This is a genomic window from Caldivirga sp. MU80 (assembly GCF_001663375.1).
Lineage (GTDB): Archaea > Thermoproteota > Thermoprotei > Thermoproteales > Thermocladiaceae > Caldivirga.
Map to the genome: position 1 here is coordinate 25,585 of NZ_LCTF01000008.1, position 22,803 is coordinate 48,387.

A 22,803-nucleotide genomic window follows, 5' to 3' on the forward strand; every position below is an offset into this window, starting at 1 on the left:
TTACGCCTGGGCGCAGTTAAAGTGAGATTAATATTATGAATAATATTAGTGAGATTCCTATGGAGACTGCGTACTGGGTTAACGCGGTCCTGAGGAACCCACTGGGTAGCTGAACCTTATTAACCCTGCTAACCGCTACTACTGTTGTTATCAGCGTCCCGTCTACTATCGGGAAGGCTGTGAGTATTACTAGGTAGAATAGTTGGACTATGGACTGTAGTGGGCTTATGAGCCCTATTTCACCTACATTAATTAGGTTGTAGGACATCCAGCCAATGCCCACGTAGGGTATGTAGGCTATGACTAAACCCACCAGGCCGCTTATCAACCTATCCAGGAAGGGCATTGATGCGGCCTCCTCTGCTTCACTGCTGAGCATGGTTAGGTAACTCCTTGGTAGTATTAGTGAGTAGCCGAGCATGTATGAACCAACCTGGATTAGTATTACGGATAGCAGGAAGTAGAGCCTCAGTGAGCTGTACCACCTCAGTACTGCAAGTCTCTGCTGTGACATAGTGGGCACTTAACGGGTTTCCACTAGTTCAACCTTCCTAAGCCTGCCAATGGTCCTGTGGGTTACGTAGCCGCATTGCCTGCAGGTTAACTTAAGCGTCACCTTCTTGGTGACCTTGTAGAACGTCTTCTGCCTAGGCTTCCTGGTTGATCCGTAGCCGAGGAGCTTCCTATCATACCTCCTCTGCCCCTCCGACAGCGTCCTCCTCTTACCTGACGTGTACTGGGTCACTGTGTGCTCCGTGTACGTCCTGCACCTTGGGCAATAGGTCTTAATTACCCTGGGTATCTTCATGCTAACCGGTTCTTTAACCGCCTATTTTAAGCTTTTCCAGAACCAAGCGACTCAAGAACCCTCCTCCTGGTCTCCTCATTAATCTCCAATTGACCTGAGGCAACCTTAAGCATGAGCCTATACCTCCACATCTTATCGTCCGGGGAGTACCTGGGTGGGTGTGGGCTTGTTAATGGGCCCCCGCAGTAAGGGCACTTATCCTTCCTCAGGGTGTACCTGCCGCACCTGAGGCACTTCATCATCACGGACCTAACCATGGTTAACACTCACTGGCTCCTTGAAACAGAGGCTTCGCCTCCGTTTGCCTTAGCCTCATTGATTATGAGACTGCTTAGCCTCCCGAAGGCATCCTCAACCCGCTTAGGGTCGTCACCTGTTACCTCAATCCTGTATCTTGGTGGACCTATTGTGTATATCCTGGCAGTGACGCCTAACTTCCCGGCCTCGTTTACCGCCTCCTCAAGTATTTTCCTAATGTACTCTACCCCATTTGGCTTGAGGTTTATTATCCTCACCACCCCCACTATGGTTACCTTGGGTAATTCAATCCTCTCCTTGGCGATCTTAGCGATTTCATCTATTAACTCCCTCCTAACCCCGAGCTTAACCAGTGGGTCAACGTTACCCTTAGCCGCCTCCTCGAACACTGAGTATAGGTCCCCGTAGTACTCCATTATACCCCAGCCGACCTCCTCCATTAGCCTATTCACATCAGTACCCATCCTCTGGGCAACCATCTCAAGGAGCTTAATGGCCCTCAGGTTCCTCTTCCACTCATTAAACTTCCTCTCCTTCTCCTCGTCCCTAACCCTCCTCAGTGATAGGTCTATTAACCCTCTCCTTGGGTCAACCCTCATAACCTTGAACACGGCCTTAGAACCCACCTTCAAGTAGTCCTTAATGTTCCTGAACCAGGACTGGAGAATCTCATTAATGGGTACGTATGCCTCCACCCCACCGTACTCGTCCAGGGTTATGTAGGCTCCATGCTCCTCAATCCTCTTAACCGTCCCAACCACAAGTTCACCAACCTCGGGGTACTGCCTCCTGTAGAACCTAACAGCCGTGGCCTGCTGACCCTGCGCACTCTTCTTGCTCACGCTGCTCATAGCCAACTCTTCCCTTGCGATGCCCCTCTATGTTTATAAACTTTTATCAACACTCAGCACTGTGGCCCCGCCTAGGCTGGGTATGCTATTATCCGTCATTCAATTAAAGCTTCATGAACCCTAGGTGGAATTCAAATGACCCCCTCCCCACCTTGAGGGGCGGTTTTCACCCTGGGGGGTCTCGACAGTTACCCCGCCTATTGCGGGGTCAATCGACGTATCATGCCTAGTCATGGGTAGTGTACTAGATATACCTGGTCAGCTTCGACAATTGGTAGGCCATAAACCACGTTAAACCCCCTCCTAAGCTTAGGTGGCGTTAGGTGTATGAACAATTCCCTGAGCCTAGGTGGTTCATTGAAGTCGGCAGTCACGTTGGCGTATATTGACGCTGAGTCCAGTTCACTGATCCTGTTGATCAACCTGGAGTCATCTATGTGCGGGATTATGATTAACCTACGCCTCAACGCATCATCAACATCGTTAATCTCGTCGATGGGTACAATTAACCTCACACCACTTCTACGCAGGAATGAAACCAAGTCAATGTAATTACGTAGCCACCTAGCCTGCCCCCTAGGCAGTATAATCGCCCTAACGCACCTACCCCCACTCATCAAGTCACCTATGAACTGGGGTATTAGGAACACCGCGTAATCAACCCCCTCTCTGCAATCCACGTTAAACGGTGCGGTGAGCACTAGGTTAACTACACCCACACGTTGGGTTAACGGGTATTAGCCTATAAATCAATAACTCACGGCAAGTTAATGATGACCCCACCCTGGGTGGGTGGGGTTGGCTTAAGGGGCGGGTTTACCGGGCGGGGGCATGTTGCTAATGGCCAGGATCTTAATAAGCTTTTCACAATGCAATACGAAGTCAAATATTGAAGGGTAGGAAAGAGGTATGGAATCATAATAACTATGCAGACAGATATGCTTTTAAAATAAGGCAGTGGTTAATTTTTGCCCCGTTCCCCGCATCTCTGTGTCCCTAATCACTGCTCATCTCTTGTCGGGTCTGTGCCCCCATTCTTGGGGCATCATTGGTCAGCGCCCGTGGGGCTGGGTCTGACCCCGCTCCTTCCTCGGTGCCTTACCTCTGGGAGTGGGTCAGTATAGCCCCAAAGTACCCGCTTATAAATCCTTGCCTCTTTTTAAGTTAAAGAATGCTAAGAGGGCTGGGAGGTTGGTTAGGAGGCTTAGGAGTCGTGCGTATAGGCTCATTAGGGCTGAGGCGGTTTTCCTAGCCAGGAAGCTCACTAAGAAAGCCCTTAGGTATAGGGCAATGGTGGTTATTGATGATGTTGATTGGGAGAGCTTAAAGGAACTCCTCATGAGGAGGTATGGGAAGAAAATCAGTAAGTTACTTCTCTCTGGACTAAAAAGATTCGTGAAATTACTGGTTACCCAATTACAGTGGTATGGTGTACCTTACGAATTCAAGAGACTCTACAGCAGGAAATGCCCAAACTGCAAGCATAAGCTGACGCAGCAAAAGGGAAGGGTAATGATTTGTACTAATTGTGGCTTCAAGGCTCCTAGGGACATGGTGCCCATGTACTGGGTTCTGACCCCCTCCCCGCCTTAAAGGGCGGGTTTCCCTGGGGTCTTGGGGGTTACCCACGCTTGTTGCGGGCTACTAGATACCTTGACAGGGCTGGGTTTTTATAAATCTCTAACCTCACGAGGGCGGGCGTGTTGAACGTGGCCTCTATAAGTGTCCCCGCATGGGGAAGGTCATTAATGCGGACTTGAACGGTGCAAGGAACATCCTACATATCCCCGAGTCCCTGGGATCCGTGAGTTGGGGTGTCTCACGGTGGGGGATGGGGGTAATGGGTTGAAGACCCAGCCCGTGGTCTACCGCTGGACGAGCAGAGCGGAGTGGGTGCGAACCACACCCACCAGCAATGAAGCAATAAGGATGAAGACAGTAAACCACAAACCAATAAACAACCCAAAGACAACCCCCACCCTTAAGGACGGGGAGGAGGTCAGCTTGTGCAGGCATCAGAGAAGGCGTATAAGGTGGCTGAGGAGGTGGTTAAGGCATTGGTTGAGGTGCATGGTCTCGAGGAGTATAAGAAGGCTCTGAGGGAGGGCAGATGGTACACCTATGAACTATCCTCAGCATCAATAAAGTTGTCAAAGACGTTGGGTGAATGGGTGCTTAGGGGTTGGGAGGCTGGCTACGAGTTGCATGTATGGGGGTTTCATGAGGCTAGGTATGGGAGGGAGGAGGTGGAGGTCTTGGTGGGGATAGTGAGGGAGATGCTTGAAAAGGCTAAGGGTACGTTGGCGGGTAAGGCATATCAAACCTAATTACTTACTCAGTATAAAGCCTGAATACCGCAGTAGTTTAACCTGTTTTTACAAGCCCTCAACAATTAATGCTTAACCTTTAACTGAGTCTGGGTCCTTTAGGCCGTGCCCGGTTAACACCAGTATGGTTAATTCACCACTATCCACCACACCCTCCCTGAGTAGCTTTAGGTATGCGGCGTATGTTGATGCGCTGGCTGGTTCAACAAAGACGCCACGCCTGGCTAACCTATCCCTGGCCCTCATTATATCGCCATCACTGACGGTCACTATTAGGCCGTGGGTGGTTTTAACAGCCTTAATGGCCTTAAGCCAGTTAACGGGTTTACCAATCCTTATAGCTGAGGCTATGGTCCTTGGTGCATTAACCTCTATTAACGAATCAACCCCCCTCCGCCACGTCTCGTAGAGTGGCGCAGCCCCCTCCGCCTGAACCCCTATCATCCTAGGTAGCTTGTCTATTAAGCCAGCCTGCATTAACTCCCAGAAACCCTTCCATATAGCGTATATGTTGCCGGCATTACCCACCGGCACTATTACGTTGTCGGGTACCTTAACCTCCTCATAGATCTCGTAGGCTATGCTCTTCTGCCCCTCAAGCCTCCAAACGTTGATGGAGTTAAGGGAGTATGCCTTACCAGACTTGAACATTTCAAGGGCCTCAGTTAATGCATCGTCGAAGTAACCCTCAACACCCATTATACTTGCGCCATGCACAATGGACTGTATTAACTTACCCCTAGCCACCTTACCATTGGGCAGCAGTACTATTGGCCTTAAGCCAGCCCTAGCCCCATAAGCCGAGGCTGAGGCCGCGGTGTTACCAGTGGAGGCCACCACGACGCTGCGCACACCCATTGACTTGGCTAAACTAACCCCCACAGCCATCCCCCTATCCTTAAAGGAGCCCGTTGGGTTGAGCCCCTCAAACTTACCGTAAAGGCCCTTACCAACCTTAATCAACGGTGTCCCACCCTCATTGAGCGTTACCCTTACCCTTGGCCTAGGGAGGAGTTGCACGTAGGACCAAACCCCCAGTCTCCTCCTGTACCTGAACCTAACATCTCTCGGCAACTCAGCTAGCACGGCCTCCATTAGTGAGCCGCATCTTGGGCAGGTGAAGTTGATTGGGCTTGGCTCGGTCTCGTAACCACACCTTGGGCATTTAAACACGTACCCTCCTATGCCTAGTCTGTTTCCGCCACAATCCCACCTATCCCGGTGGTTATGCCTTACCTGGTTTATAAGTATTACCGGCAATATATATGTGAGGGGAAGGGAAAAACCCATGTTTTTACACATTAACCGGGATTTAACCCTCTGCTATTATACACCAGTAGCTTATTTTTAAGCATTACGCTATGGTAGTGGTATGATTATTTTACTAATATTAGTAAATGATCTCAGTAATATTTATATTAAATTTATTTATATTAGTAAACAATTATCATCTCTTGCCCTTGAGCATCTAAAGGCACCGTTTTATTAGTGTCTAGGTTAAGGGGCCTGGAGATCATGGTTTTCAACCTACTTAGGGATGAATTAAGGCAGGCAATCAAGGACTGCGGCTACAGCGAACCCACTGACGTGCAGAGGAGTGCCATACCTAAGATTCTTGATGGCTTTAACGTAGCAATGCAGGCTAGGACCGGAAGCGGTAAGACCGCAGCATACCTACTCCCAACCATGAACATGATGAGGGGTGGATTAACGGAGACGCTAATAGTCTCCCCCACCCGTGAACTTGCACTTCAGATAACTTCGCAATTCAAGTCCTTCAACAAGTACATCGGCTTCACAGGTGCCGTGGTGTACGGTGGTGTTGGCTACGCTGAGCAGGTTAAGGCGCTCAGGGATGCATCATTGGTGGTGGCTACCCCAGGTAGGCTACTTGACTTGGCCAATAGGTCGGTGGTGGATCTTGGTAACGTCAAGTACCTTATAATTGATGAGGTTGATAGAATGCTTGACATGGGGTTCATCAATGATATAAACACCATATCCAGCCTAGCCGGTGATAGGAGGCAGACCCATGCAGCAACTGCTACATTACCCATGAGTGTTAGGGATGCCATTAATAAAATCCTAGTGAACCCATTCATAATACGCATGGGTGCCCACCAGTATGAATTGCCCATGGTTGAGCAACTAGTCTACATAACAGATGGCTCATGGAGAAGTAAGTATGCGTTAGCCAGAGGAATGGTAATGGGCAGTAAATGACCCCCTCCCCACCCTGAGGGGTGGGGTTTCATTGTGGGGGTCTCGTCCGTTGCCCCCTCTTTGGGGGTTAATGTTTTCGTTCTTGGGGTGGTGATAAGGGTGGGGTATCGCCCCACCGGCTCATCTGACGGAGGGAAATAACCCCCTTCTCGGGGGCACCACCCCAAGCACTAACTACACTAACAAAGCTGGGATTAATAAACCTATCGCCGGATCCCCACGTAGTGGGGTGACCCCGCCCTAAAGGGCGAAGCTTGTCGTGCGTTGTCAATATTATTCGCAAACACTAGGGAGAGGGCGTATAGGCTGTATACTCAACTGCGCAACGATGGGTTAAGGGTAATGTTACTTCACGGTGGTTTAAGGCAGGAGGTAAGGGAGAGGACGCTGGCTAGGTTTAGGGGGATGAGGGATGCCGCCCTAGTCTCCACTGATCTAGCCTCAAGGGGCCTTGATATCATTGACGTTAACCTGATTGTGAACTTCGATGCCCCAAGGGACCCTGAAACGTACATACATAGGATTGGTAGGACGGCTAGGTTAAATAATAGGGGTAAGGCCATTACCTTAGCAACAAGGAGTGAGTTAAGGATCCTGGATGAGGCCGCTAGGCTAACAGGCGTAGACTACACCATAGCTAATGATTAAAAGAAAAGCATAGGGTATTAATTAATTAAGGTACGGGAACGCTAAAATACACTAATAGGTGGGTTAAGGTAATGGGCCCGTAGCTCAGCCTGGATTAGAGCGGCGGCCTCCGGAGCCGTAGGACCCGGGTTCAAATCCCGGCGGGCCCGCCAGTTACCAGTCATCGGTAGTGTTGTTAAGTCACTTACCAGATGTTAGAATGAATTTGAGTTATTGATGATCCCTGCCCTGTAAAGGCGGTTTTTCTCACTTTGGGGTCTCTTGGTTGTTATCCTGTCTATCATGGGGGTTACTAAATACCTTAAAGGCTGATTTATAAATCCACCGCCATGAATGGTGAGACTTGACTGTTATCGTTAAGGGAGTCTGCTTAGCTCCAGGCTAGTATTGACGTTGTGTAGAAGGTTACTGGGATTGTTAAGGTTTTCTCCTCGCCGTTTATTGAGTAGTTTACTTGAAGTTCATAGTGTATTGATGGCTTCGAGAATAGTATGAACGACCCTAGGCATGTTGACGTAACGTTATAGGTAAAGGTATCCCAGTAGCTACCCAGCCAGTAATGTATTGTAGTTACTGCAGATGCATTATACAGTGGTAGGTAGACTTGGCCTACGGGTGTTGGTATGTAGCTAACAATGGTGCCGTTGGGGTAGGTGGATGCTGATGTGGATGTGCAGGAGAGCATCACTGTGCCGTTGGGTGCGATGAGCCTGTAGCCAGTTATCGTGAATGGCCTTGGTGATAGGTAGGAGAGTAGCACCTCAGAGGGCCAGGAGTCGCTGGTGACGGCGCTGGCGTATATTGTGTTGTTAAGGACTGTGAAGTTCATTATGACGTATGGATACGTGATTGTTGAACCATTAATCAGCGAGTAGCTTAGGGTCATGGTTGAGCCTGGTAGGGTGCTTAGCGAGTAGTAGACTGGCCCAATGGCGGTTATCCTAGTGGACTCTGATCCACCGGCCACCTGGTTAAAGTTGTATATGGTGCTTACGGTTAAGGCTGAACTATTAACGTAGACGAAGATGGGGTATGTGATCCTACTTAGGGGTGGAATCGCCACGTTGCCTACGTAGTAAGTGCGTAGTGAATAGGGGAGTGAGGTTACGTCAACATAGTAGAGGTATTGGGTGTAGTTCTCAGGGTTACTAATCGTGAGGACAATGGCATAACCATCCATGGTGGCGTAGACGGCGGAGACGTTAATGACAGGCAATGAACCATGTACATTCCTAATCAGTTGAAGTTCAGTTACGGAGTTGAGGAGGCTAATGTACCTATCATTCACGTAGTTTAAACTAACCCTAGTGGTGACGTACATGTAGGTTAAGACCGCTATCACAACCAGTAATGCCACAGCAACCACTATTGTTAATGTGTAGGGTTTCATCAACCTGAATCAACCTAACGGCGTATTTAAGCATTATTCATACATGAGGCTTCACACATTGACTCAACCAAGATCGATCAGTATTCGGTGGATTAATGTAATGGAATTAACCATAAGTGGGTTTAACTCTCCATAGTGGTGATTACTTGAGTCTGAAAAGCCCCCACAGAGTATACTCAGCCCTTGGGCTGTGTGATACTAGGTCCTATGTAATGCTTATTTAACCAGTTAATGGGGTGGACCTATGGGTAGCCCAAGCCAGTATAAGGCTGCCTTCCCAGATTTAAAGGGTAAGGTGGTGATAGTAACCGGGTCAACCAGGGGTATTGGGTATGAGATAGCTAGGGTGTTTAAGGAGATGGGTTCAAGGGTGGTTATCAACGCCAGGAACGCCAATGAGGTTCAGGACACTGTTAAGAGACTTAACGAGGAGGTCAGTGAGGGGGAGGTCACTGGGGTTGTTGGGGATGTTAGTAGGTATGAGGACTGCGAAAACATTGTGAAGACGACTGTTGATAGGTTTAGTAGGGTTGATGTTCTTGTCAACAACGCTGGGATAAACATGATTAGGGATAGCCTGAACCTAAGTGTTGATGACTGGGAGAGGACTCTTAGAATAGACCTATTCAGTGCCTTCTACATGTCCCAACTGGTGGCGAGGGTCATGGTTGATAAGAGGATTAAGGGGTCGATAATAAACATAGCCTCCATGGTTGGGCCAATAGTGGCGCTACCCAAGCGGGCAGCCTACGCAGCGGCTAAGGCTGGGTTAGTGGGCTTAACCAGGGTGCTTGCGGTTGAGTGGGCTCCGTTGGGCATTAGGGTTAATGCAATAGCCCCAGGTTACATATGGTCCTCGGCCCAGGAGGTTAACATAGCTAGGGGTGAGTACACCAGGCAGGATATTGAGGGTAGGGTACCGATGGGTAGGTACGGTGATGCCAGGGAGGTGGCCTACGTTGCAGCTTTCCTCGCCTCTGAACTGTCATCATACGTGACTGGTGCTTTAATAACAGTTGATGGTGGCTGGACCATTTACGGCGGCTGGGAGAGACTGCTTAGGCAGATTCAAGAATCCGCAAGGCAACTATACCAATGACCCTATCCTACCCCTAAAGGGTGGGATTCAGTTGCAATTTGAGTTTCAAATGATACCCCTCTTTAAGGGTTATCAATTTCCCTATCCCTTATCACTTATATAGTGGCTTAGTTAAGTTCATTGAAGCCACTACCATTAATAAGGAGTGAATGTAGATATTTAATAAAGCGGTCTGCAGCCATGTTTTAAACCCTAGCTTGCCTTAATTCTCGGCAAAAGTAAATGCAGCCAATGTGGCACCGGTAATGTTTAAAAGACCGAGGGTTATGAATTTGAGTATGGATTACCTTAAGGTTCTCATTACCGTGACGAAGTACTTTAATGTAGCTTACGCCGGCGCAATGGTAGGCTTCCTAGCCTGGTTCATATGGCTAATAGCCAATGGGTACCACTACGGTGCAGGCATGAACCCCATACTGGCGGCGGCCACAGTGATATCGGTATTAACCGTGGTTTTTGCCGCATTAAACATTTACGTTGACGAGTTGGTTAAAGGGGCTAGGCATTCGAGATGAGTGAAGCTATTCAATGACGTCGCTTAGGTAGGTATTCAACCCAATATGTGGTTAATCAATACAGGTAGATGCCAGGTAACTCACCTCAGGTGAGTGCGGCTTATATTAACGGTTAAGTTAAGGTTTCAATGAACATTGGCGCCGTGGTTACGGCAGCTGGTTTAGGCTCTAGGAATGGGCCGTGGACCTTGGTCTTCCCGAAGGCGCTTCTCCCAGTAGTGGTTAAGGTTAATAGGGAACCTCACATAAGGCCCATGCTGGACTTAATAATAACAGCCTTAACCAGGGTTGGCTGCAGCAGGATATGCATAACCAGGAGGGTTGATGATGAGGGCATTGTGAGGTACACTAAGGCCCTTTGGGGAACCTTCAACATTGACTTCACAACCCAACCTGAACCCAGGGGCTTTGGCGACGCTGTGTACAGGGGGCTGGGGTGCCTTAACGGTGTTGAGTGGGTCATAGTGCACGCGGATGATGGCCTCCTCGTCAATGAAAGCTCAATCCTAACGAATGCCATTAAACTCGTAAACGAGCATGACGCCGATGGAATAGTCTTCGTCAGGAGGGTTAGTAATCCAAGTAGATACGGCGTACTGCAAGGCTTCACGAAGGTTGGTGACGGCGTTTACAGGGTTATTGATATTGCCGAGAAGCCCAGGGAACCTAAATCTGACCTGGCGTTAACGGCGGTTTACATGTTTAGGTACAGTGTATTGTATGATGCATTGAGGAAAATGGAGGATGATGGTAGGTTTATTGTCGAATTCACCGACGCCATTAAACTAGCCGTGAATGACAACGCCAAGGTGCTTGCGGTGGAGGTTAACCCGAGGTCGTGGCTTAGTACAGGTACCCCTGGTGATTACAGTGCGACTTACAGTGCAATACAGGGAGCCGATGTACTCGAGGTCACCTAACGGCAATGCGGCTTAACCCCAACCTCCTATTACCATAACGCGCAGCCAGGGGTAGTATTATTAAGGACGCTGAAAGGGCTATGACCAAGTACCTGTTGTAGTGGAATAGCGTCGGCATTATGGACTCCCCAGTTGATGTACCTGCGAAGGCGGCGTTGATACTCGTCATGGGGTCTCTACTGCCCTTACCGGCAGACATGGTGACCAGTGGGTAGACTAGTGAGTAAGGTACTATGAACAGTAATGCGGTTACCACGCCTGGGTAAAATGAGTAAAGTATGAACATGACCCCAGTTAAGGCAACACTAATCCAAAGTACCTCATCAACAAACCTGTCTGAAATCCACCTCAACACGCCCATTAAACCCGCCGATAGAGCCAGGATAACCTTCTCGTACCCATCAAAGTTGGGCATGGTGGATAGGTATACTGTGTATAACCCACCAACTATGAATGTTGAAACCGTGTATGGGATTACCCACAGGAAGTCTAGGTTAACCATGAATGAATACATGTACCCTATTGATTCCCTAACGCTACGCCTAATTGCCGGTAGGAGTATTAGCAGTAGGGTTGCTAATAATGGTACAGGCTCCTTAGTGAAGTAGATGGCTAACCCGGAGAGTAGGTAGGCTATTGATGAGGCCGTGTATGACTTTGCGACACCACTGTTACCGAACATTACGTAGGCGTTGGGTACTATGATTGAGTGTAGCATGCCGAGGAAACCCAATAGTGGTATCAGCAGCGGCTTGTAGAGTAATACCAGCACCGCCAATACGATGGTTGGTATGGAGAACCACCTTCTGAAGCCGAGTAGGTACCCCATTAAACCGCCTACGGCTAATGCGGCGTAGCCCAATGACACCCATAGGTAAGTATCAGCCTTAAAGGCCAGGGGTATGTATAATGTTGCGTAGAGTAGGCTAAACCTCTGGACACCAACTAACAAGGCGTAGGTGCTATCATTCATCACATCCATACCTAAGGATACCGGATTCCCCTGAGGCTTTAAGAACATAACTCACTTAACGTCAACGTGCGCATGAGTCATGCATAGGATGCATCAGTAATGCGGCGTTAGAAAAATTTATTACTATTTCGAAGTAGCTATACCCATGAGTAAGGAGGAGGCCACTAGCCTACTTAGGAGTAGGGGATTGAAGGTCACGCCACAGAGGGTGGCTATACTGAGGGTGTTGCTTAACGGTGGACACTTCAACATAACCCAGCTGCTTAATGAGGTTAGGAGGGTGGAGCCTAGCATAAGTATATCAACCGTGTACAACACGTTAATGGCGTTTGTTAATTCTGGTATTTTAAGATCCTTTGAGGCTAATGGTAAGACTTGGTACGAGGTTAGGAAGCAACCCCACATAAACATTATGTGCGAGGATACCGGTGAGATAACGGATGTGTACGTGGATACTGGCTTCATTGAGAATGAGTTAAGTAAGAGGGGTATTAAGGTTAAGGACCTAAACATAATAGTTTACGGTGACTGCGCAGGCGCTTCTAAACCAGAGGCATCTAACCAACGCTAAGTACCATGAATAGTTTTAATAGTCTTTGTTTTCGTATTTGGTTCTAGGGCGAAATATTTATAATTAGGTTAATGCTGGGTTAACTATGAGTACTAAGAGTAGGATCCCAAAGGGTACTAAAACCTATGAAAACCTTAAGGTCGCCTTCCAGGGTGAATCCATGGCGAACAGGAGGTACCTGTACTACGCCAGGTTGGCTAGGCAACAGGGGTTGAACGATATAGCTGAGGTTTTCGAGAAAACCGCCAACGCCGAGACTGGACATGCCTTCGGGCACTTAATGTTCCTTGGAGTCGACCCCGTGGCCGAGATTGAGATAAACACTGTTGAGGATGCGCTTAAGGCATCCATATACGGTGAAACCTATGAGTGGACCCAGATGTACCCAGGCTTCGCCAAGGTGGCCAGGGAGGAGGGGTTCCTTGAGGTTGCTGAGTGGCTTGAGGCTGTTGCTAAGGTTGAGAGGTTCCACGCCAATAGGTTCAATGAAGCCCTTGAGAAGTACTATAAGGCTAGGGGTGTGAAAACCGAGGTTGAGGATGAGACCCTCGGTAGGCTTTAATGGGTGTAGTTTAAAATGGCCAGTAAACTATCTGAATACGTCTTAAAAATATACCCACCATCGCAGTATTCAAGTATTAGAAGTGAGGTTTACAGGCTGATTTCCGACTACAAGAGGAATAGGTACGTTAACGTCAATGATAGGGTAACGGTACTCTTTGAGGATGCCGCCACCGTTTGGTTTCAGATAGAGGAGACTGTATTCCTGGAGGGCACGGATGACGTTGAGGTGATTAGGGAGGCCATTAGGACGTACAACCCAATGGTTCCCAAGGCCGATGAACTAACAATGACAGTCTTCATACACATCAATAACTACGATGAGTTAAGGAACCTACTACCCAGGTACAGGGGGATAGAGGGGGCCGTTGATTTAATCATAGATGGCAAGCCAATTACCGCTAAGCCAATATACCCAGAGGATTACGCCCCAGGGGCATTACCAAGGAGCATACACTACCTTAAGGCATCCGCCACCGGCCTTGGCAGGATGCTGAGTGAGGGTAGGGATGTTGAGGTGAGGGTTAGGCACCCCATGGTTAATAGGGGTGTTAAGCTGACCGCTGAGCAGTTGGATGCTATTAGACATTCCATAATTGGGGTATTGTGGGTCATTTAAGGTAAAAATGAGTTAATGAGGCTTATTTTTACTCACAGAATTTTATGCTTCGATTATTTCTGTTCCTGTGGCTGCTGCTTAGGTAGCAGGTAAATCTTGTTACCTATGATGGAGTTGTTTGGTATTAAAACCTTAGTGCCATCACTCTTGATAACCTCTGTAAATAATATGGCCACGTCGTTCACAATGCCGTCTTCACCAAGCAGGTTAACGTGATCACTTATCTTGAACGGCCTTGCCAACAGCAGGAATAATCCAGCCACGGCTTGGCCAAGTACCTGCTGAACGGAAAACCCAATAACTATGCCGAGGAAGCCGCCAACCGCCACACCAGCTACACCTCCTCCAATAGCCCCGGCTATGCTGGCTATTAATGCGCCAATACCTATCAGGAGGAACACATTCCTCATAGCCCTGGCTGTTGGGTGGTCATACCTGAACCTCATTGCCCAGTAAATCACATCAGCGAAGGCTGATACTATCAGGTAGCCGAAGGCTAGCGCCAGAAGTACATTTATGTAGACTTGGTATGATTTAACACTAGGTATAAACCTTGTTATTAAAAGTTGTACTACCGCCGCGACAACTACGTAAACCACTATGTACATGACTAACTTGACTATGGCGTTAGCTTGATGCCTAGCTATCTCGCTTTTGCTCATTTCCTGTGTAGTAGCTGCCATGGATGTGTATCTATATGTATTAGTTTTAAGATTCACGCTTATACTTATGTATAATACTTAGATATTGATAATTCTACGTATTGGTTTAAGGGAAATTAGGCATTCCCCCAAGTCTCCACAAAGGCTTTAGCCATTTTCACCGGATCATCTGCTGCAAGTATCCCTGAGATAACCGCAACCCCCCATGCGCCAGTAGCTTTAATTGTAGGTATTGATTCCAGCGTTATGCCACCTATGGCGTAGACTGGTATGCTTACCGCCTTCACAACCCTCCTCAAGCCCTCCACCCCAAGTATCCTGTAGTCTGGTTTGGTTGAGCTTGGGAATATGGAACCTGCCCCAAGGTAGTCGGCACCAGCCCTTTCACCGGCAATGGCCTCCTCAACGGTGCTCGCGCTTGCGCCTATTATCAACCCACCAAACCTCCTTCTAACCTCGTCAACTGGGGCATCCTCAAGGCCTACGTGAACCCCATCGGCATCAGCCAGCACCGCTACGTCGACTCTGTCGTCGACGATCATCAATGCGCCGTATTGGTTGCACAGCTTCCTAATCTCTCTGGCCTCCTGAAGCATTAACCTAATGCTACCCTCCTTGCGCCTGTACTGAATTATCCTAATCCCGCCCTCCAGGAAAACCTTGGCCGCCTCAACATGGCTCTTGACCCTGTAGCTGTCGTCCGTTATGCCGTATATCCCCCTCGGCAGTTTCACTGAACCACCTCAACCTTAGCCATCTTAACGTAGTCATCCCCAGTTAAGTTGTATAGTTCATCAATCAGGTACTGCTTGAAGGTGCCCGGTGCCTTACTCCTGACCTCAGCCTTCTCGGCGGCTATCTCGAAGGCAACTAACCCCTCCACCGATGCCTTAACGAAATCCCTGTTAATGGCCATGAAGCTGGCTATTACAGAACCAACCATGCACCCTGACCCTGTCACGTATTGAAGCAGTGGTGTACCGTTCTTAACAACAACCCCCCTCTTACCGTTGGAGACGTAGTCCCATGGGCCAGTAACCACGGCTGTAACTCCATACTCCTCAGCAACCTTAACTGCGGTATCCAGGTTAGCTGAGGCCACTGAATCAACCCCCTTAACACCACCTGTGATGCCCGCTAGGGAGAGCATCTCACCCCCATTACCCTTAACCACAGAGACCTCCACCTCGCTCAGTATCCTCTTAACGGTCTCCGTCCTATACCTAGTTGCCCCAGCGCCCACAGGATCGAGGAGAACGGGCACGTTATTCCTGTTAGCGGCCTTACCGGCGATTATCATGGACTCCACCCAGTACTCATCCAAGGTGCCTATGTTTATGTATAATGCATTGGCCTTACTGGCCAACTCCTCAACCTCCTCCCTGGCGTGGGCCATAATTGGCGATGCCCCTATGGCCAGTGTCACGTTGGCTGCATCATTCATGACTACGAAGTTCATGAAGTGGTGTACCAATGGCCTCCTCTCCCTGAGGATCCTTAGGTCCCTTGGGAACTCGTCACTAAGCCACATAGTGCAGCCGACGCGGTTGAATTTTTAAATCATTCCTCGGTTATTAATATCCAATAACCATGTTATTAAATGGGCAGTTAAAACTCCCTAGAGTAGACGTAGGGTATGCCCAGTGCGGTGGCCAGGTCCTTGTTGAGTGAAGCCACGTCCTCCTGGGAGACATCCCTAATGTTGTATTTGCCCAGTGCAGACACTATCATCTGGGTCTCAACCCTAGTGGCCCTAATGAGGTTCCTGACACCGGCCTCACCCTTAACCATAGCTGCCACCACGAATGGCCTACCTGCGTAGACCGCTGAGGCACCCAATGCCCTCGACTTGGCTATGTGGGCGCCGTTGAATAGCCTCCCAGCTATCATAAGGCTCATCCTATCATCAATGCCCATTAGCCTCGCCTCCCTAATCTTAATCAACCCGACTATTGTTGGGTAGCCCAACTCCTTCATGGCAATTGATGGCGCCATCCCTGTGCCGCCCTCCTTCCCATCAATAATGACTGCGTTGGCCCCCTCCTCATAGGCCACCTTTATGACGTCCAGTACGTCCCTGAATGGACCCACCTTAACCCATATCTTGACCCTAGGATAGCTTGTCCTCATAAGCCTAATCATACCCCTCAGAATGTCTGCCGTATACGTGCCCGGTGCGGAATACCTCTCCACGGTTTTCCTATCCGTTTTCAAGGGGTCCTCTAGGAAGTGGTACTTCTCCCTAACCTTGACTGCATCCTCCCTCCTCATCTTAATCACCCCGCCTAAGCCTGGCTTAGCCCCCTGCCCAATCTTTATTTCAAATGCCACCCTACCCTCGTCTATGTAGGGTTCAAGGTCCTTATCACTGTACACCTTATTCCAATGCTCATCGTAGGCGTCCTCGACGTTTTGCTGGATGAATACACCACCGTACTTGTCCATGTTCGTTAGGTACGCCATTACCCTCTCCTTGAAGCTTGGGTGACCCCTCGTCAATCTCCTATCATAACCCCTCACCGTGTGTACGTTCTCACCTATGCCGAATGGTATCCCCTCCTTGGCGGCCGCCTTGGCTATTGCTATGCTGTACCTGCTAGCTATGTCTGTTGAACCCATTGAAGCAACCACAAGGGGCATTGATGACTTTAAGCCGCCCACATCATCCTCCAGGTTGACGTCGGTGAACACGGGCTCCCTAAGCAACTCAGCCATCTTCTCAAGCCTCCTTGGCGTGAAGGCCGGTGGAACCAGGATTAAATCATCGATGGTTAGGAACCTTGGGTACCCCCTTCGGTTAATTGGCGCACCCAGCATTGCGGCCCCGTAGGAGGCTAGTTCGCCGAATGGGTAAACACCCTCCTCGCCCTTAATGGCCTTCAGCAGTATCTCATCTATGGGGTAATCATCTATGAAGTCCCTAATCCCCCTCAGGGTGATTAGGCTTGCCTTAAGTCTAAGCGCCAGTTCACCTATCTTTAACGCCACCCACTCTAACATTAAAACCACCTATGGTGCTGGGCCTATGCCGGCCACCTTCGGGTATGGCCTGGCCTCCCAGACAGCTCTAAGGCCGCATATGAACCTTGTGAACCTCTCAACGCCAATACCGAAGCCTGCCGTTTTAAGTGGGTAGAAGTCCTTTAGCATCTCCAGTAGCCACCTGTACTTGTTCGGGTCCTCACCTGACTCCCTTATCCTTGCAATCACTTTAACAGGCTCGTACTCACGCTCACCGCCTGATATGGCCTCACCGAAGCCCTCGGGGTAGAGCATGTCGAAGTCCCTTAGGTAGCCTGGCTTACCTGGGTCCTCCCTATTATAGAACCCCCTTGAGCCCTTGGGGTACTGGTATATGAAGATTGGGGTGTCGTGGTAAGCTGAAAGTACCTTCTCACACTCCCAAAGTATCTCAGTGTTTTGCGGGTTCCTGCACCCAAGCATGTTAACCAGTTCAACGGCCTCGGCGTGGGTGTATCGTAGGAACGGTGGCTTATAGTCAGGTAGGCTCCTACCCATCTTCTCCAGATCCTTACCATGAACATCCTTAATGTACTTGGCGACGTATGTGAATAAACCCTCCGCAACCTTCATAGCGTCATCAAGTGTGCCGTTGAGGATCTCAAGGTCAACTTGGAAGAACTCGACAAGGTGCCTACCGGTGAATACACTGTCATTGGGCTCAAGCCTAATGTTGGGGGATACGAAGTAGACCTTACCGAGCACGGCCGCCATATACTGCTTGTAAAGTATGGCGCTTGACATGACCTTGTACTCGTGGCCGTAGAAATCTATTGTTGCCTGTTTAGCACCCCTAATACCAGGGTCAGTGACTGGGCCTATTATGGGTGGTAGTGCCTCGACGAATCCCTGGGAGTCTAGGTATTCCCTAATTGCACGCAATATCGACGCCTGGATCTTGAACACGGTGGTGTACTTGTTCTCCTTAGCCCACCTCCAGGAGTGCTTAACCCACTCCTCAATGAACTTAACGTACGATTCCTTATCCTTAACCATGGTCTCGAACTCAAGCACCGCCGGGTTAACCTTACCCATATTCCCATGCCCCATTGAACTTAACTTTTATACACCTTATCATCAATTTACCTAGGGTTGACGTTGGTTAGCCGGCAGTATTCACCAATGCCTCATTAAGGATAGGTCTACTTATTCATTGATTCCCGGTAATACTAGTCACACTGACCGCAGTATTTCACTTGGAGGTGACAATCCTAATCACTGACCTGTGTTGAAGCCTATCACTAAGCCCAATCCTCCTACCGCTTAACGCATCCACGGCGAACATGGCTCTCTTAGCTATGTCACTGTGTATCGCTGAGGCCAGATCCAGGACCGTGGCGTTTCTGGGCAGTAGGTAGACGTCTGGTAGCACCCTACCCTCAGTGTCCGTGAGCCTCTTCTCATCGGCCACGGGGTAGACTGCAATCATACCTAGGACGTCGAAGACAGCTGTGTTTAAGGCCTTAACAACCCCCGTCCCTCCCCACTTCCTCATAATATCCCTTATCCTCTCAAGGGCCTTAGACTGCTCGGGGGTTAGGTTACTGGTTACGGTGAAGTCTTGGCTACCTGGAATGTACCTTATTAAGCCCTTGTTGGCGGCCCTCCTGAGGGCTAGTTCAGCGTCGGCGCTTGTGGGTATTACCCTATAATTCTTTAGTTCCCTCATCATCCTCTTGATGTTGTCCTCGGCCTCAGGTATATCAGCCTTGTTGGCGGCTATAACCATGGGCTTCCCAACCGCCCTAACATACCTGACGAAGTCCATTAACGCATCATCACCCCACAGGTGGGGTGGCTTGTTGAGTAGGGATAGTTGATTTAAGGCATCCTCAATGATGGCCCTGGTTATACCTAGGCCACTCAGCATACTGTACAGAACGTCGTCAATCTTCTGCTTGGAGTACTCAACCTGCCTAACCACCTTATCCCACTCCTTCTTAATGATTTGGAGCATCCACATGTTAACCTCATTCTCCAGGAACTTGACGTCAAGCATGGGATCATGTGTACCCGGCTTAACAATCTTCCCCTCCTCATCAGTACCCCCAGAGGCGTCCACCACGTGTATTAGGACTGGGGCCCTCCTAAGGTGGTCCAGGAACTGGTTCCCAAGACCCCTACCCTGCCAAGCCCCTGGTACCAAACCAGCCACATCAATGAGCTCCACCGGTATTAACCTCGTCCCATCCATGCATATTGAGTTCCTCGGGTTATCCTTAACTCCAAGATCCCTGCAGACACAGGGTATGGTAACGTAGCCGATGCCCACGTTGGGCTCTATGGTGGTGAAGGGATATGGGGCTATCTTGACGTCTATTAGAGTTGAGGCTGCGAAGAAGGTTGACTTACCAACATTAGGCTTCCCAACAATGCCTACCTGAACATGAGCCTGGGTAAGCACAGTCAAAGAGGCGTTGAGGCTTAATTAAAGCTTTGCTGGTGAGGCTACCTCCCATCGCCAGTATTCCCCTGGTAATTCCAGGAACGTGTAGTAGTTACGAGGAAGTTTAATTCAGCCATTAAACTTATGTGCATTCGCCGTCACTCATGAAGCCTCAGTGAGGTGAATGGATGGGGCTGATTAGGAAACTCTTAAGTGTATGCAGTGGGTTAAGGTTATTGGTGCGGAGGAGGCTGGGGCTGAGGTGTGATGAAATGTTCAGCCGGCTTAGTTAGAGCCATGGATTTTCCCGTAGTTACTGCTCATTGGTCATCTCCTTAAGCCTACTGATAATTAAGGCTAGGTCTCTTCTGCTGACTGCGTAAATGCCCCTAGACTCATTAACCCTCCTAGCGTTGACCTCACTTAAGGTGTTACTCAGTAGATTCCTCATAAGCACCCTATCACTGCTACTCAGTCTCCTAACCCTCTGCACTTTATTAACCACACCCCTGCTGCTTATGTAAACAACGTTACCCCTCGTTGATGAGTAGACCTCCTCAAGTACTCTCACTAATTCACGGCTAATGACACCCCTACTCCTCTTAATGCCTGCAATGCTTCTAAGCAAATCCGCAATGTCCTTAGGCATTAGGCTGATGCTGTTGTTTAATAAATATACTTTATGAGAGGCCACTAAAAGTTTAAAAGCACCGGTGAGGAAAGTAGGTCATATGAGCGCCGTTTCCCTAATAGTGGACATAGTAATAACAATAATAGTGTTAATCATAGTCCTACCCATACTTGCCTCAGCCATAAGGGTTGTCCCAGAGTACCAGAGGCTTGTTAAGCTTAGGCTCGGTAAGTTTAAGGGTGTCTATGGACCTGGCATCGTGTTTGTGGTACCGTTAATAGACAGGGTGATAACGGTGGACTTAAGGACTATAATGATTGACATGCCGTCTCAAAGGGCCTTAACTAGGGATAACGTTGAGGTTTCCATTGACGCATCAGTCTACCTGAGGGTCCTGGACGCCAAGAACACCGTACTCTCCGTGCAGGAGTATAGGACGGCTGCGGCCACGATAGCGGCCGCCACATTGAGGGACGTGGTGGGCATGGTTGACTTGGATACTTTACTAACCCAGAGGGAGGAGGTGGCTAAGAAGATAGCCGCAATTGTTGATGAGCACGTGGAGCCGTGGGGGCTTAAGATAACGAGCGTCGCCATAAAGGACGTTAAACTGCCCGACACCCTGGTCAGGGCTATGGCTGCCCAAGCTGAGGCTGAGAGGATGAGGAGGGCTAAGGTCATACTGGCCCAGGCCGACTACGAGGCGTCTCAAATGTACTTAAAGGCTGCTGAAACATACACAAAGAACCCAACGGCCTTAACCCTAAGGCAACTTGACACATTGCTTGAGGTGGCTAAGGAACATAACCTAATACTCGTGGTTCCAAGCAGCCTAGAGCCCATTACGGCCGCAGCACTGGCATTGAGGGGTAGGTTGCAGGAGGGGCAGGGTTCGAGTCAAGGTGGATAAGCGACTCTGAATAAAGTTAAAAACACGAATAAAAATAGTTATACGCCAGGTGAATTTGCATGAAGAGGATGACACCTTTACTGGTGTTGGTAATAGCTCTGTTAATTATGGTCATGTTGATGCCTAGGGTAGCTAATGCTCAAGGTGTCATAAAGGTTACCCAGGTCTATACCTTTCAGTTGAACGGTGAGATAACTGATAACACCTACGACGAGTTGAGGAGTGTCATTAACCAGCTGCCCCCCAACAGCGTACTGGTCATATACATGAAGACCCCGGGTGGTTTACTGGATGCGGCACTGAATATAGTTAGCCTATTTGAAACAACCAATGTCGTGACGGTTGGTTACGTTTACCCAACGGGTTCTTACGCATGGTCAGGCGGTACATTAGTCCTTTTGTCAACCACGGTGGCAGCCATGGCGCCGGGCACCGTGATTGGTTCATGCCAACCGGTGGAGATTAATGAGTTAACTGGGCAGGAGATCTTCATAACCGAGCCCAAGATACTTAACGCCGTGGCCAAGTACTTCGTTGAGGCCGCTGAGTTTAGGGGTAGGAACACAACCTTCGCAGCGTCATGCGTGTATAATGACACTAACCTTGGTCCTCAGGAGGCCTTAAGGTACCACGTGATTAACTACGTGGCTGATAACATATACCAACTGTTGGCGATGATGAACGGCACCACGGTTAACGTTAATGGGGTTAACTACACGTTGACTATTGAAAGCCCAACCATAACCCAACTAACCCCATCCATCAACTACCAGGTTTATGAAACCCTCCAAAACCCAGTCATTGAAAACGTATTGTCAATACTAGGCGTCCTGCTGATACTGGCTGGTTTACTGACAGCCCACATTTACCTAGCTGGCATAGGTGCCGTGCTGCTTGTAATGCTGGCCCTGCTTGGCTTACCGATAAGCTACGCAGGCCTAGGCTTAATGATCACGGGCGCCTTATTCATGGCCTTTGAGTGGCATAGTGGCGGTAAGCTGCACGGTGTCTTAATAACCATTGGAGCCGCCTTAATAGCACTGGGCCTAATACTACTCATCCCAGCCCCAACGCCAACCCAGTATGCGCTTAAGTATAGCCCAACCACACTCAGTATCATACTGTACATTGAGATAATTGGCCTTGGTGCCTTATCGGCATGGATAGTGATGCTCATAGCCAGGGCTATTAGGGCTAGGCCAATTTCAACCATACTATACTACCCAACAGCCGGGTTAACCGGTGTGGCGGCTGAGGATATTAAGGCTGGGCAGGTGGGTATAGTTAAGGTGAGGGGTGAGTACTGGAAGGCGTTGGCCCTTGAGGACATTAAGGAGGGTGATAGGGTCGTTATAACCTCCTACGAGGGTAACATTATCAAGGTTAAGAGAGCCGCCTAATGCACCCATGGTTAAGGTGGCCTTGCTTGC

At 49.1% G+C, this 22,803-nt stretch carries 27 protein-coding genes, 1 tRNA gene and 1 pseudogene; 14 read left to right on the forward strand and 15 right to left on the reverse strand.

Features of this window, described 5'->3' with window-relative positions; translation table 11 throughout:
* Window positions 1-16: 16 nt before the first annotated feature.
* The 5 genes from AAX04_RS03560 to AAX04_RS03580 form a co-directional block, all read right to left on the reverse strand.
* The gene (locus AAX04_RS03560; protein WP_156519676.1) at window positions 17-523 is read right to left on the reverse strand and encodes a hypothetical protein; all 507 of its coding nucleotides are present in this window, start codon (window positions 521-523) and stop codon (window positions 17-19) included.
* Window positions 524-808, reverse strand: coding sequence for a 50S ribosomal protein L44e (locus tag AAX04_RS03565; RefSeq protein ID WP_066794123.1), 285 nt, complete (start codon window positions 806-808; stop codon window positions 524-526).
* A gap of 26 nt (window positions 809-834) precedes the next feature.
* Window positions 835-1,065: an RNA-protein complex protein Nop10 gene (locus tag AAX04_RS03570; RefSeq protein ID WP_066794251.1), complete on the reverse strand. Its 231-nt coding sequence runs from the start codon at window positions 1,063-1,065 to the stop codon at window positions 835-837.
* Window positions 1,066-1,074: 9 nt separating this feature from the next.
* The gene (locus AAX04_RS03575; RefSeq protein WP_066794124.1) at window positions 1,075-1,917 is read right to left on the reverse strand and encodes a translation initiation factor IF-2 subunit alpha; all 843 of its coding nucleotides are present in this window, start codon (window positions 1,915-1,917) and stop codon (window positions 1,075-1,077) included.
* Window positions 1,918-2,147: 230 nt separating this feature from the next.
* Window positions 2,148-2,636: a hypothetical protein gene (locus AAX04_RS03580; protein WP_066794126.1), complete on the reverse strand. Its 489-nt coding sequence runs from the start codon at window positions 2,634-2,636 to the stop codon at window positions 2,148-2,150.
* 430 nt (window positions 2,637-3,066) lie between these two features.
* Between AAX04_RS03580 and AAX04_RS03585 the strand changes: the two genes are divergently transcribed.
* The 3 genes and pseudogenes from AAX04_RS03585 to AAX04_RS03590 all read left to right on the forward strand — a co-directional run bounded on the left by AAX04_RS03585 (window position 3,067) and on the right by AAX04_RS03590 (window position 4,244).
* Window positions 3,067-3,510 (forward strand): zinc ribbon domain-containing protein, encoded by a 444-nt coding sequence (locus AAX04_RS03585; protein ID WP_066794127.1) that lies wholly within the window; start codon window positions 3,067-3,069, stop codon window positions 3,508-3,510.
* A gap of 94 nt (window positions 3,511-3,604) precedes the next feature.
* Window positions 3,605-3,918: pseudogene (locus AAX04_RS12570) on the forward strand (RNA-guided endonuclease TnpB family protein); the annotation flags it as partial.
* A gap of 5 nt (window positions 3,919-3,923) precedes the next feature.
* Window positions 3,924-4,244 carry a PaREP1 family protein gene (locus AAX04_RS03590; protein ID WP_066794130.1) on the forward strand — a complete coding sequence of 107 codons (321 nt, stop codon included), beginning with the start codon at window positions 3,924-3,926 and terminating at the stop codon, window positions 4,242-4,244.
* 72 nt (window positions 4,245-4,316) lie between these two features.
* Here the strand turns inward: AAX04_RS03590 and thrC are convergent, their stop codons facing one another.
* Window positions 4,317-5,417, reverse strand: a complete 1,101-nt coding sequence (gene thrC / locus AAX04_RS03595; RefSeq protein ID WP_238377785.1) for a threonine synthase — start codon at window positions 5,415-5,417, stop codon at window positions 4,317-4,319.
* A gap of 315 nt (window positions 5,418-5,732) precedes the next feature.
* On the opposite strand from thrC, the gene AAX04_RS03600 reads away from it, so the two are divergent.
* From AAX04_RS03600 to AAX04_RS03610, 3 genes are all read left to right on the forward strand, one after another.
* On the forward strand, window positions 5,733-6,467 hold the full coding sequence (locus AAX04_RS03600) for a DEAD/DEAH box helicase (protein ID WP_238377786.1): 735 nt from the start codon (window positions 5,733-5,735) through the stop codon (window positions 6,465-6,467).
* 264 nt (window positions 6,468-6,731) lie between these two features.
* Window positions 6,732-7,115 carry a C-terminal helicase domain-containing protein gene (locus AAX04_RS03605; RefSeq protein ID WP_084761178.1) on the forward strand — a complete coding sequence of 128 codons (384 nt, stop codon included), beginning with the start codon at window positions 6,732-6,734 and terminating at the stop codon, window positions 7,113-7,115.
* 73 nt (window positions 7,116-7,188) lie between these two features.
* Window positions 7,189-7,267: transfer RNA gene (locus AAX04_RS03610), tRNA-Arg, on the forward strand.
* Between the two features lie 218 nt (window positions 7,268-7,485).
* Here AAX04_RS03610 and AAX04_RS03615 read toward each other — a convergent pair.
* A complete protein-coding gene (locus AAX04_RS03615; RefSeq protein ID WP_066794133.1) occupies window positions 7,486-8,505 on the reverse strand; it encodes a hypothetical protein in 1,020 nt (339 codons plus the stop codon).
* Between the two features lie 244 nt (window positions 8,506-8,749).
* Here AAX04_RS03615 and AAX04_RS03620 point away from each other — a divergent pair, with 244 nt between their 5' ends.
* The 3 genes from AAX04_RS03620 to AAX04_RS03630 all read left to right on the forward strand — a co-directional run bounded on the left by AAX04_RS03620 (window position 8,750) and on the right by AAX04_RS03630 (window position 11,039).
* Window positions 8,750-9,604, forward strand: coding sequence for an SDR family NAD(P)-dependent oxidoreductase (locus tag AAX04_RS03620; RefSeq protein WP_066794137.1), 855 nt, complete (start codon window positions 8,750-8,752; stop codon window positions 9,602-9,604).
* A 278-nt stretch (window positions 9,605-9,882) separates the two neighbouring features.
* Entirely contained in the window at window positions 9,883-10,119 is a 237-nt protein-coding gene (locus AAX04_RS03625) for a hypothetical protein (RefSeq protein ID WP_066794141.1), read from the forward strand.
* A gap of 128 nt (window positions 10,120-10,247) precedes the next feature.
* Window positions 10,248-11,039, forward strand: a complete 792-nt coding sequence (locus tag AAX04_RS03630; protein WP_066794144.1) for a nucleotidyltransferase family protein — start codon at window positions 10,248-10,250, stop codon at window positions 11,037-11,039.
* Here the strand turns inward: AAX04_RS03630 and AAX04_RS03635 are convergent.
* On the reverse strand, window positions 11,032-12,021 hold the full coding sequence (locus AAX04_RS03635; RefSeq protein WP_066794147.1) for a hypothetical protein: 990 nt from the start codon (window positions 12,019-12,021) through the stop codon (window positions 11,032-11,034). The genes AAX04_RS03630 and AAX04_RS03635 overlap by 8 nt on opposite strands.
* A gap of 136 nt (window positions 12,022-12,157) precedes the next feature.
* On the opposite strand from AAX04_RS03635, the gene AAX04_RS03640 reads away from it, so the two are divergent.
* The 3 genes from AAX04_RS03640 to AAX04_RS03650 all read left to right on the forward strand — a co-directional run bounded on the left by AAX04_RS03640 (window position 12,158) and on the right by AAX04_RS03650 (window position 13,763).
* Window positions 12,158-12,583 carry a Fur family transcriptional regulator gene (locus AAX04_RS03640; protein WP_066794150.1) on the forward strand — a complete coding sequence of 142 codons (426 nt, stop codon included), beginning with the start codon at window positions 12,158-12,160 and terminating at the stop codon, window positions 12,581-12,583.
* A gap of 85 nt (window positions 12,584-12,668) precedes the next feature.
* A complete protein-coding gene (locus tag AAX04_RS03645) occupies window positions 12,669-13,145 on the forward strand; it encodes a rubrerythrin family protein (RefSeq protein ID WP_066794153.1) in 477 nt (158 codons plus the stop codon).
* Window positions 13,146-13,160: 15 nt separating this feature from the next.
* The gene (locus AAX04_RS03650; protein ID WP_066794156.1) at window positions 13,161-13,763 is read left to right on the forward strand and encodes a DUF3501 family protein; all 603 of its coding nucleotides are present in this window, start codon (window positions 13,161-13,163) and stop codon (window positions 13,761-13,763) included.
* A gap of 53 nt (window positions 13,764-13,816) precedes the next feature.
* Here AAX04_RS03650 and AAX04_RS03655 read toward each other — a convergent pair whose 3' ends face one another.
* From AAX04_RS03655 to AAX04_RS03685, 7 genes are all read right to left on the reverse strand, one after another.
* Window positions 13,817-14,425, reverse strand: coding sequence for a mechanosensitive ion channel domain-containing protein (locus AAX04_RS03655; protein WP_066794257.1), 609 nt, complete (start codon window positions 14,423-14,425; stop codon window positions 13,817-13,819).
* Between the two features lie 116 nt (window positions 14,426-14,541).
* Window positions 14,542-15,159, reverse strand: coding sequence for a thiamine phosphate synthase (gene thiE, locus AAX04_RS03660; protein ID WP_066794158.1), 618 nt, complete (start codon window positions 15,157-15,159; stop codon window positions 14,542-14,544).
* Entirely contained in the window at window positions 15,156-15,956 is an 801-nt protein-coding gene (thiM, locus tag AAX04_RS03665; protein ID WP_066794160.1) for a hydroxyethylthiazole kinase, read from the reverse strand. The genes thiE and thiM overlap by 4 nt, the downstream gene beginning before the upstream one ends.
* A gap of 77 nt (window positions 15,957-16,033) precedes the next feature.
* Window positions 16,034-17,425, reverse strand: a complete 1,392-nt coding sequence (locus AAX04_RS03670) for a glutamate synthase-related protein (protein ID WP_066794168.1) — start codon at window positions 17,423-17,425, stop codon at window positions 16,034-16,036.
* A 9-nt stretch (window positions 17,426-17,434) separates the two neighbouring features.
* Window positions 17,435-18,481, reverse strand: a complete 1,047-nt coding sequence (locus tag AAX04_RS03675) for an asparagine synthetase A (RefSeq protein WP_156519677.1) — start codon at window positions 18,479-18,481, stop codon at window positions 17,435-17,437.
* A 157-nt stretch (window positions 18,482-18,638) separates the two neighbouring features.
* Window positions 18,639-19,850 carry a redox-regulated ATPase YchF gene (locus AAX04_RS03680; protein ID WP_066794171.1) on the reverse strand — a complete coding sequence of 404 codons (1,212 nt, stop codon included), beginning with the start codon at window positions 19,848-19,850 and terminating at the stop codon, window positions 18,639-18,641.
* A 295-nt stretch (window positions 19,851-20,145) separates the two neighbouring features.
* A complete protein-coding gene (locus AAX04_RS03685; RefSeq protein ID WP_066794173.1) occupies window positions 20,146-20,481 on the reverse strand; it encodes a hypothetical protein in 336 nt (111 codons plus the stop codon).
* An 82-nt stretch (window positions 20,482-20,563) separates the two neighbouring features.
* Here AAX04_RS03685 and AAX04_RS03690 point away from each other — a divergent pair, with 82 nt between their 5' ends.
* Together AAX04_RS03690 and AAX04_RS03695 are read left to right on the forward strand one after the other, a co-directional pair.
* A complete protein-coding gene (locus AAX04_RS03690; protein ID WP_066794175.1) occupies window positions 20,564-21,373 on the forward strand; it encodes an SPFH domain-containing protein in 810 nt (269 codons plus the stop codon).
* Window positions 21,374-21,432: 59 nt separating this feature from the next.
* Complete coding sequence (locus AAX04_RS03695) at window positions 21,433-22,773, forward strand: nodulation protein NfeD (protein ID WP_066794182.1); 1,341 nt, start codon at window positions 21,433-21,435, stop codon at window positions 22,771-22,773.
* The last annotated feature ends 30 nt before the right edge of the window (window positions 22,774-22,803 follow it).

Bases quoted from the DNA above. Each gene is read 5' to 3' on its own strand.
- AAX04_RS03565 (WP_066794123.1), bottom strand. From the start codon at position 808: ATGAAGATACCCAGGGTAATTAAGACCTATTGCCCAAGGTGCAGGACG.
- AAX04_RS03570 (WP_066794251.1), bottom strand. From the start codon at position 1,065: ATGGTTAGGTCCGTGATGATGAAGTGCCTCAGGTGCGGCAGGTACACC.
- AAX04_RS03575 (WP_066794124.1), bottom strand. From the start codon at position 1,917: ATGAGCAGCGTGAGCAAGAAGAGTGCGCAGGGTCAGCAGGCCACGGCT.
- AAX04_RS03615 (WP_066794133.1), bottom strand. From the start codon at position 8,505: ATGAAACCCTACACATTAACAATAGTGGTTGCTGTGGCATTACTGGTT.
- AAX04_RS03620 (WP_066794137.1), top strand. From the start codon at position 8,750: ATGGGTAGCCCAAGCCAGTATAAGGCTGCCTTCCCAGATTTAAAGGGT.
- AAX04_RS03625 (WP_066794141.1), top strand. From the start codon at position 9,883: ATGGATTACCTTAAGGTTCTCATTACCGTGACGAAGTACTTTAATGTA.
- AAX04_RS03630 (WP_066794144.1), top strand. From the start codon at position 10,248: ATGAACATTGGCGCCGTGGTTACGGCAGCTGGTTTAGGCTCTAGGAAT.
- AAX04_RS03635 (WP_066794147.1), bottom strand. From the start codon at position 12,021: ATGGATGTGATGAATGATAGCACCTACGCCTTGTTAGTTGGTGTCCAG.
- AAX04_RS03640 (WP_066794150.1), top strand. From the start codon at position 12,158: ATGAGTAAGGAGGAGGCCACTAGCCTACTTAGGAGTAGGGGATTGAAG.
- AAX04_RS03645 (WP_066794153.1), top strand. From the start codon at position 12,669: ATGAGTACTAAGAGTAGGATCCCAAAGGGTACTAAAACCTATGAAAAC.
- AAX04_RS03650 (WP_066794156.1), top strand. From the start codon at position 13,161: ATGGCCAGTAAACTATCTGAATACGTCTTAAAAATATACCCACCATCG.
- AAX04_RS03655 (WP_066794257.1), bottom strand. From the start codon at position 14,425: ATGAGCAAAAGCGAGATAGCTAGGCATCAAGCTAACGCCATAGTCAAG.
- thiM (WP_066794160.1), bottom strand. From the start codon at position 15,956: ATGTGGCTTAGTGACGAGTTCCCAAGGGACCTAAGGATCCTCAGGGAG.
- AAX04_RS03670 (WP_066794168.1), bottom strand. From the start codon at position 17,425: ATGTTAGAGTGGGTGGCGTTAAAGATAGGTGAACTGGCGCTTAGACTT.
- AAX04_RS03675 (WP_156519677.1), bottom strand. From the start codon at position 18,481: ATGGGTAAGGTTAACCCGGCGGTGCTTGAGTTCGAGACCATGGTTAAG.
- AAX04_RS03685 (WP_066794173.1), bottom strand. From the start codon at position 20,481: ATGCCTAAGGACATTGCGGATTTGCTTAGAAGCATTGCAGGCATTAAG.
- AAX04_RS03690 (WP_066794175.1), top strand. From the start codon at position 20,564: ATGAGCGCCGTTTCCCTAATAGTGGACATAGTAATAACAATAATAGTG.
- AAX04_RS03695 (WP_066794182.1), top strand. From the start codon at position 21,433: ATGAAGAGGATGACACCTTTACTGGTGTTGGTAATAGCTCTGTTAATT.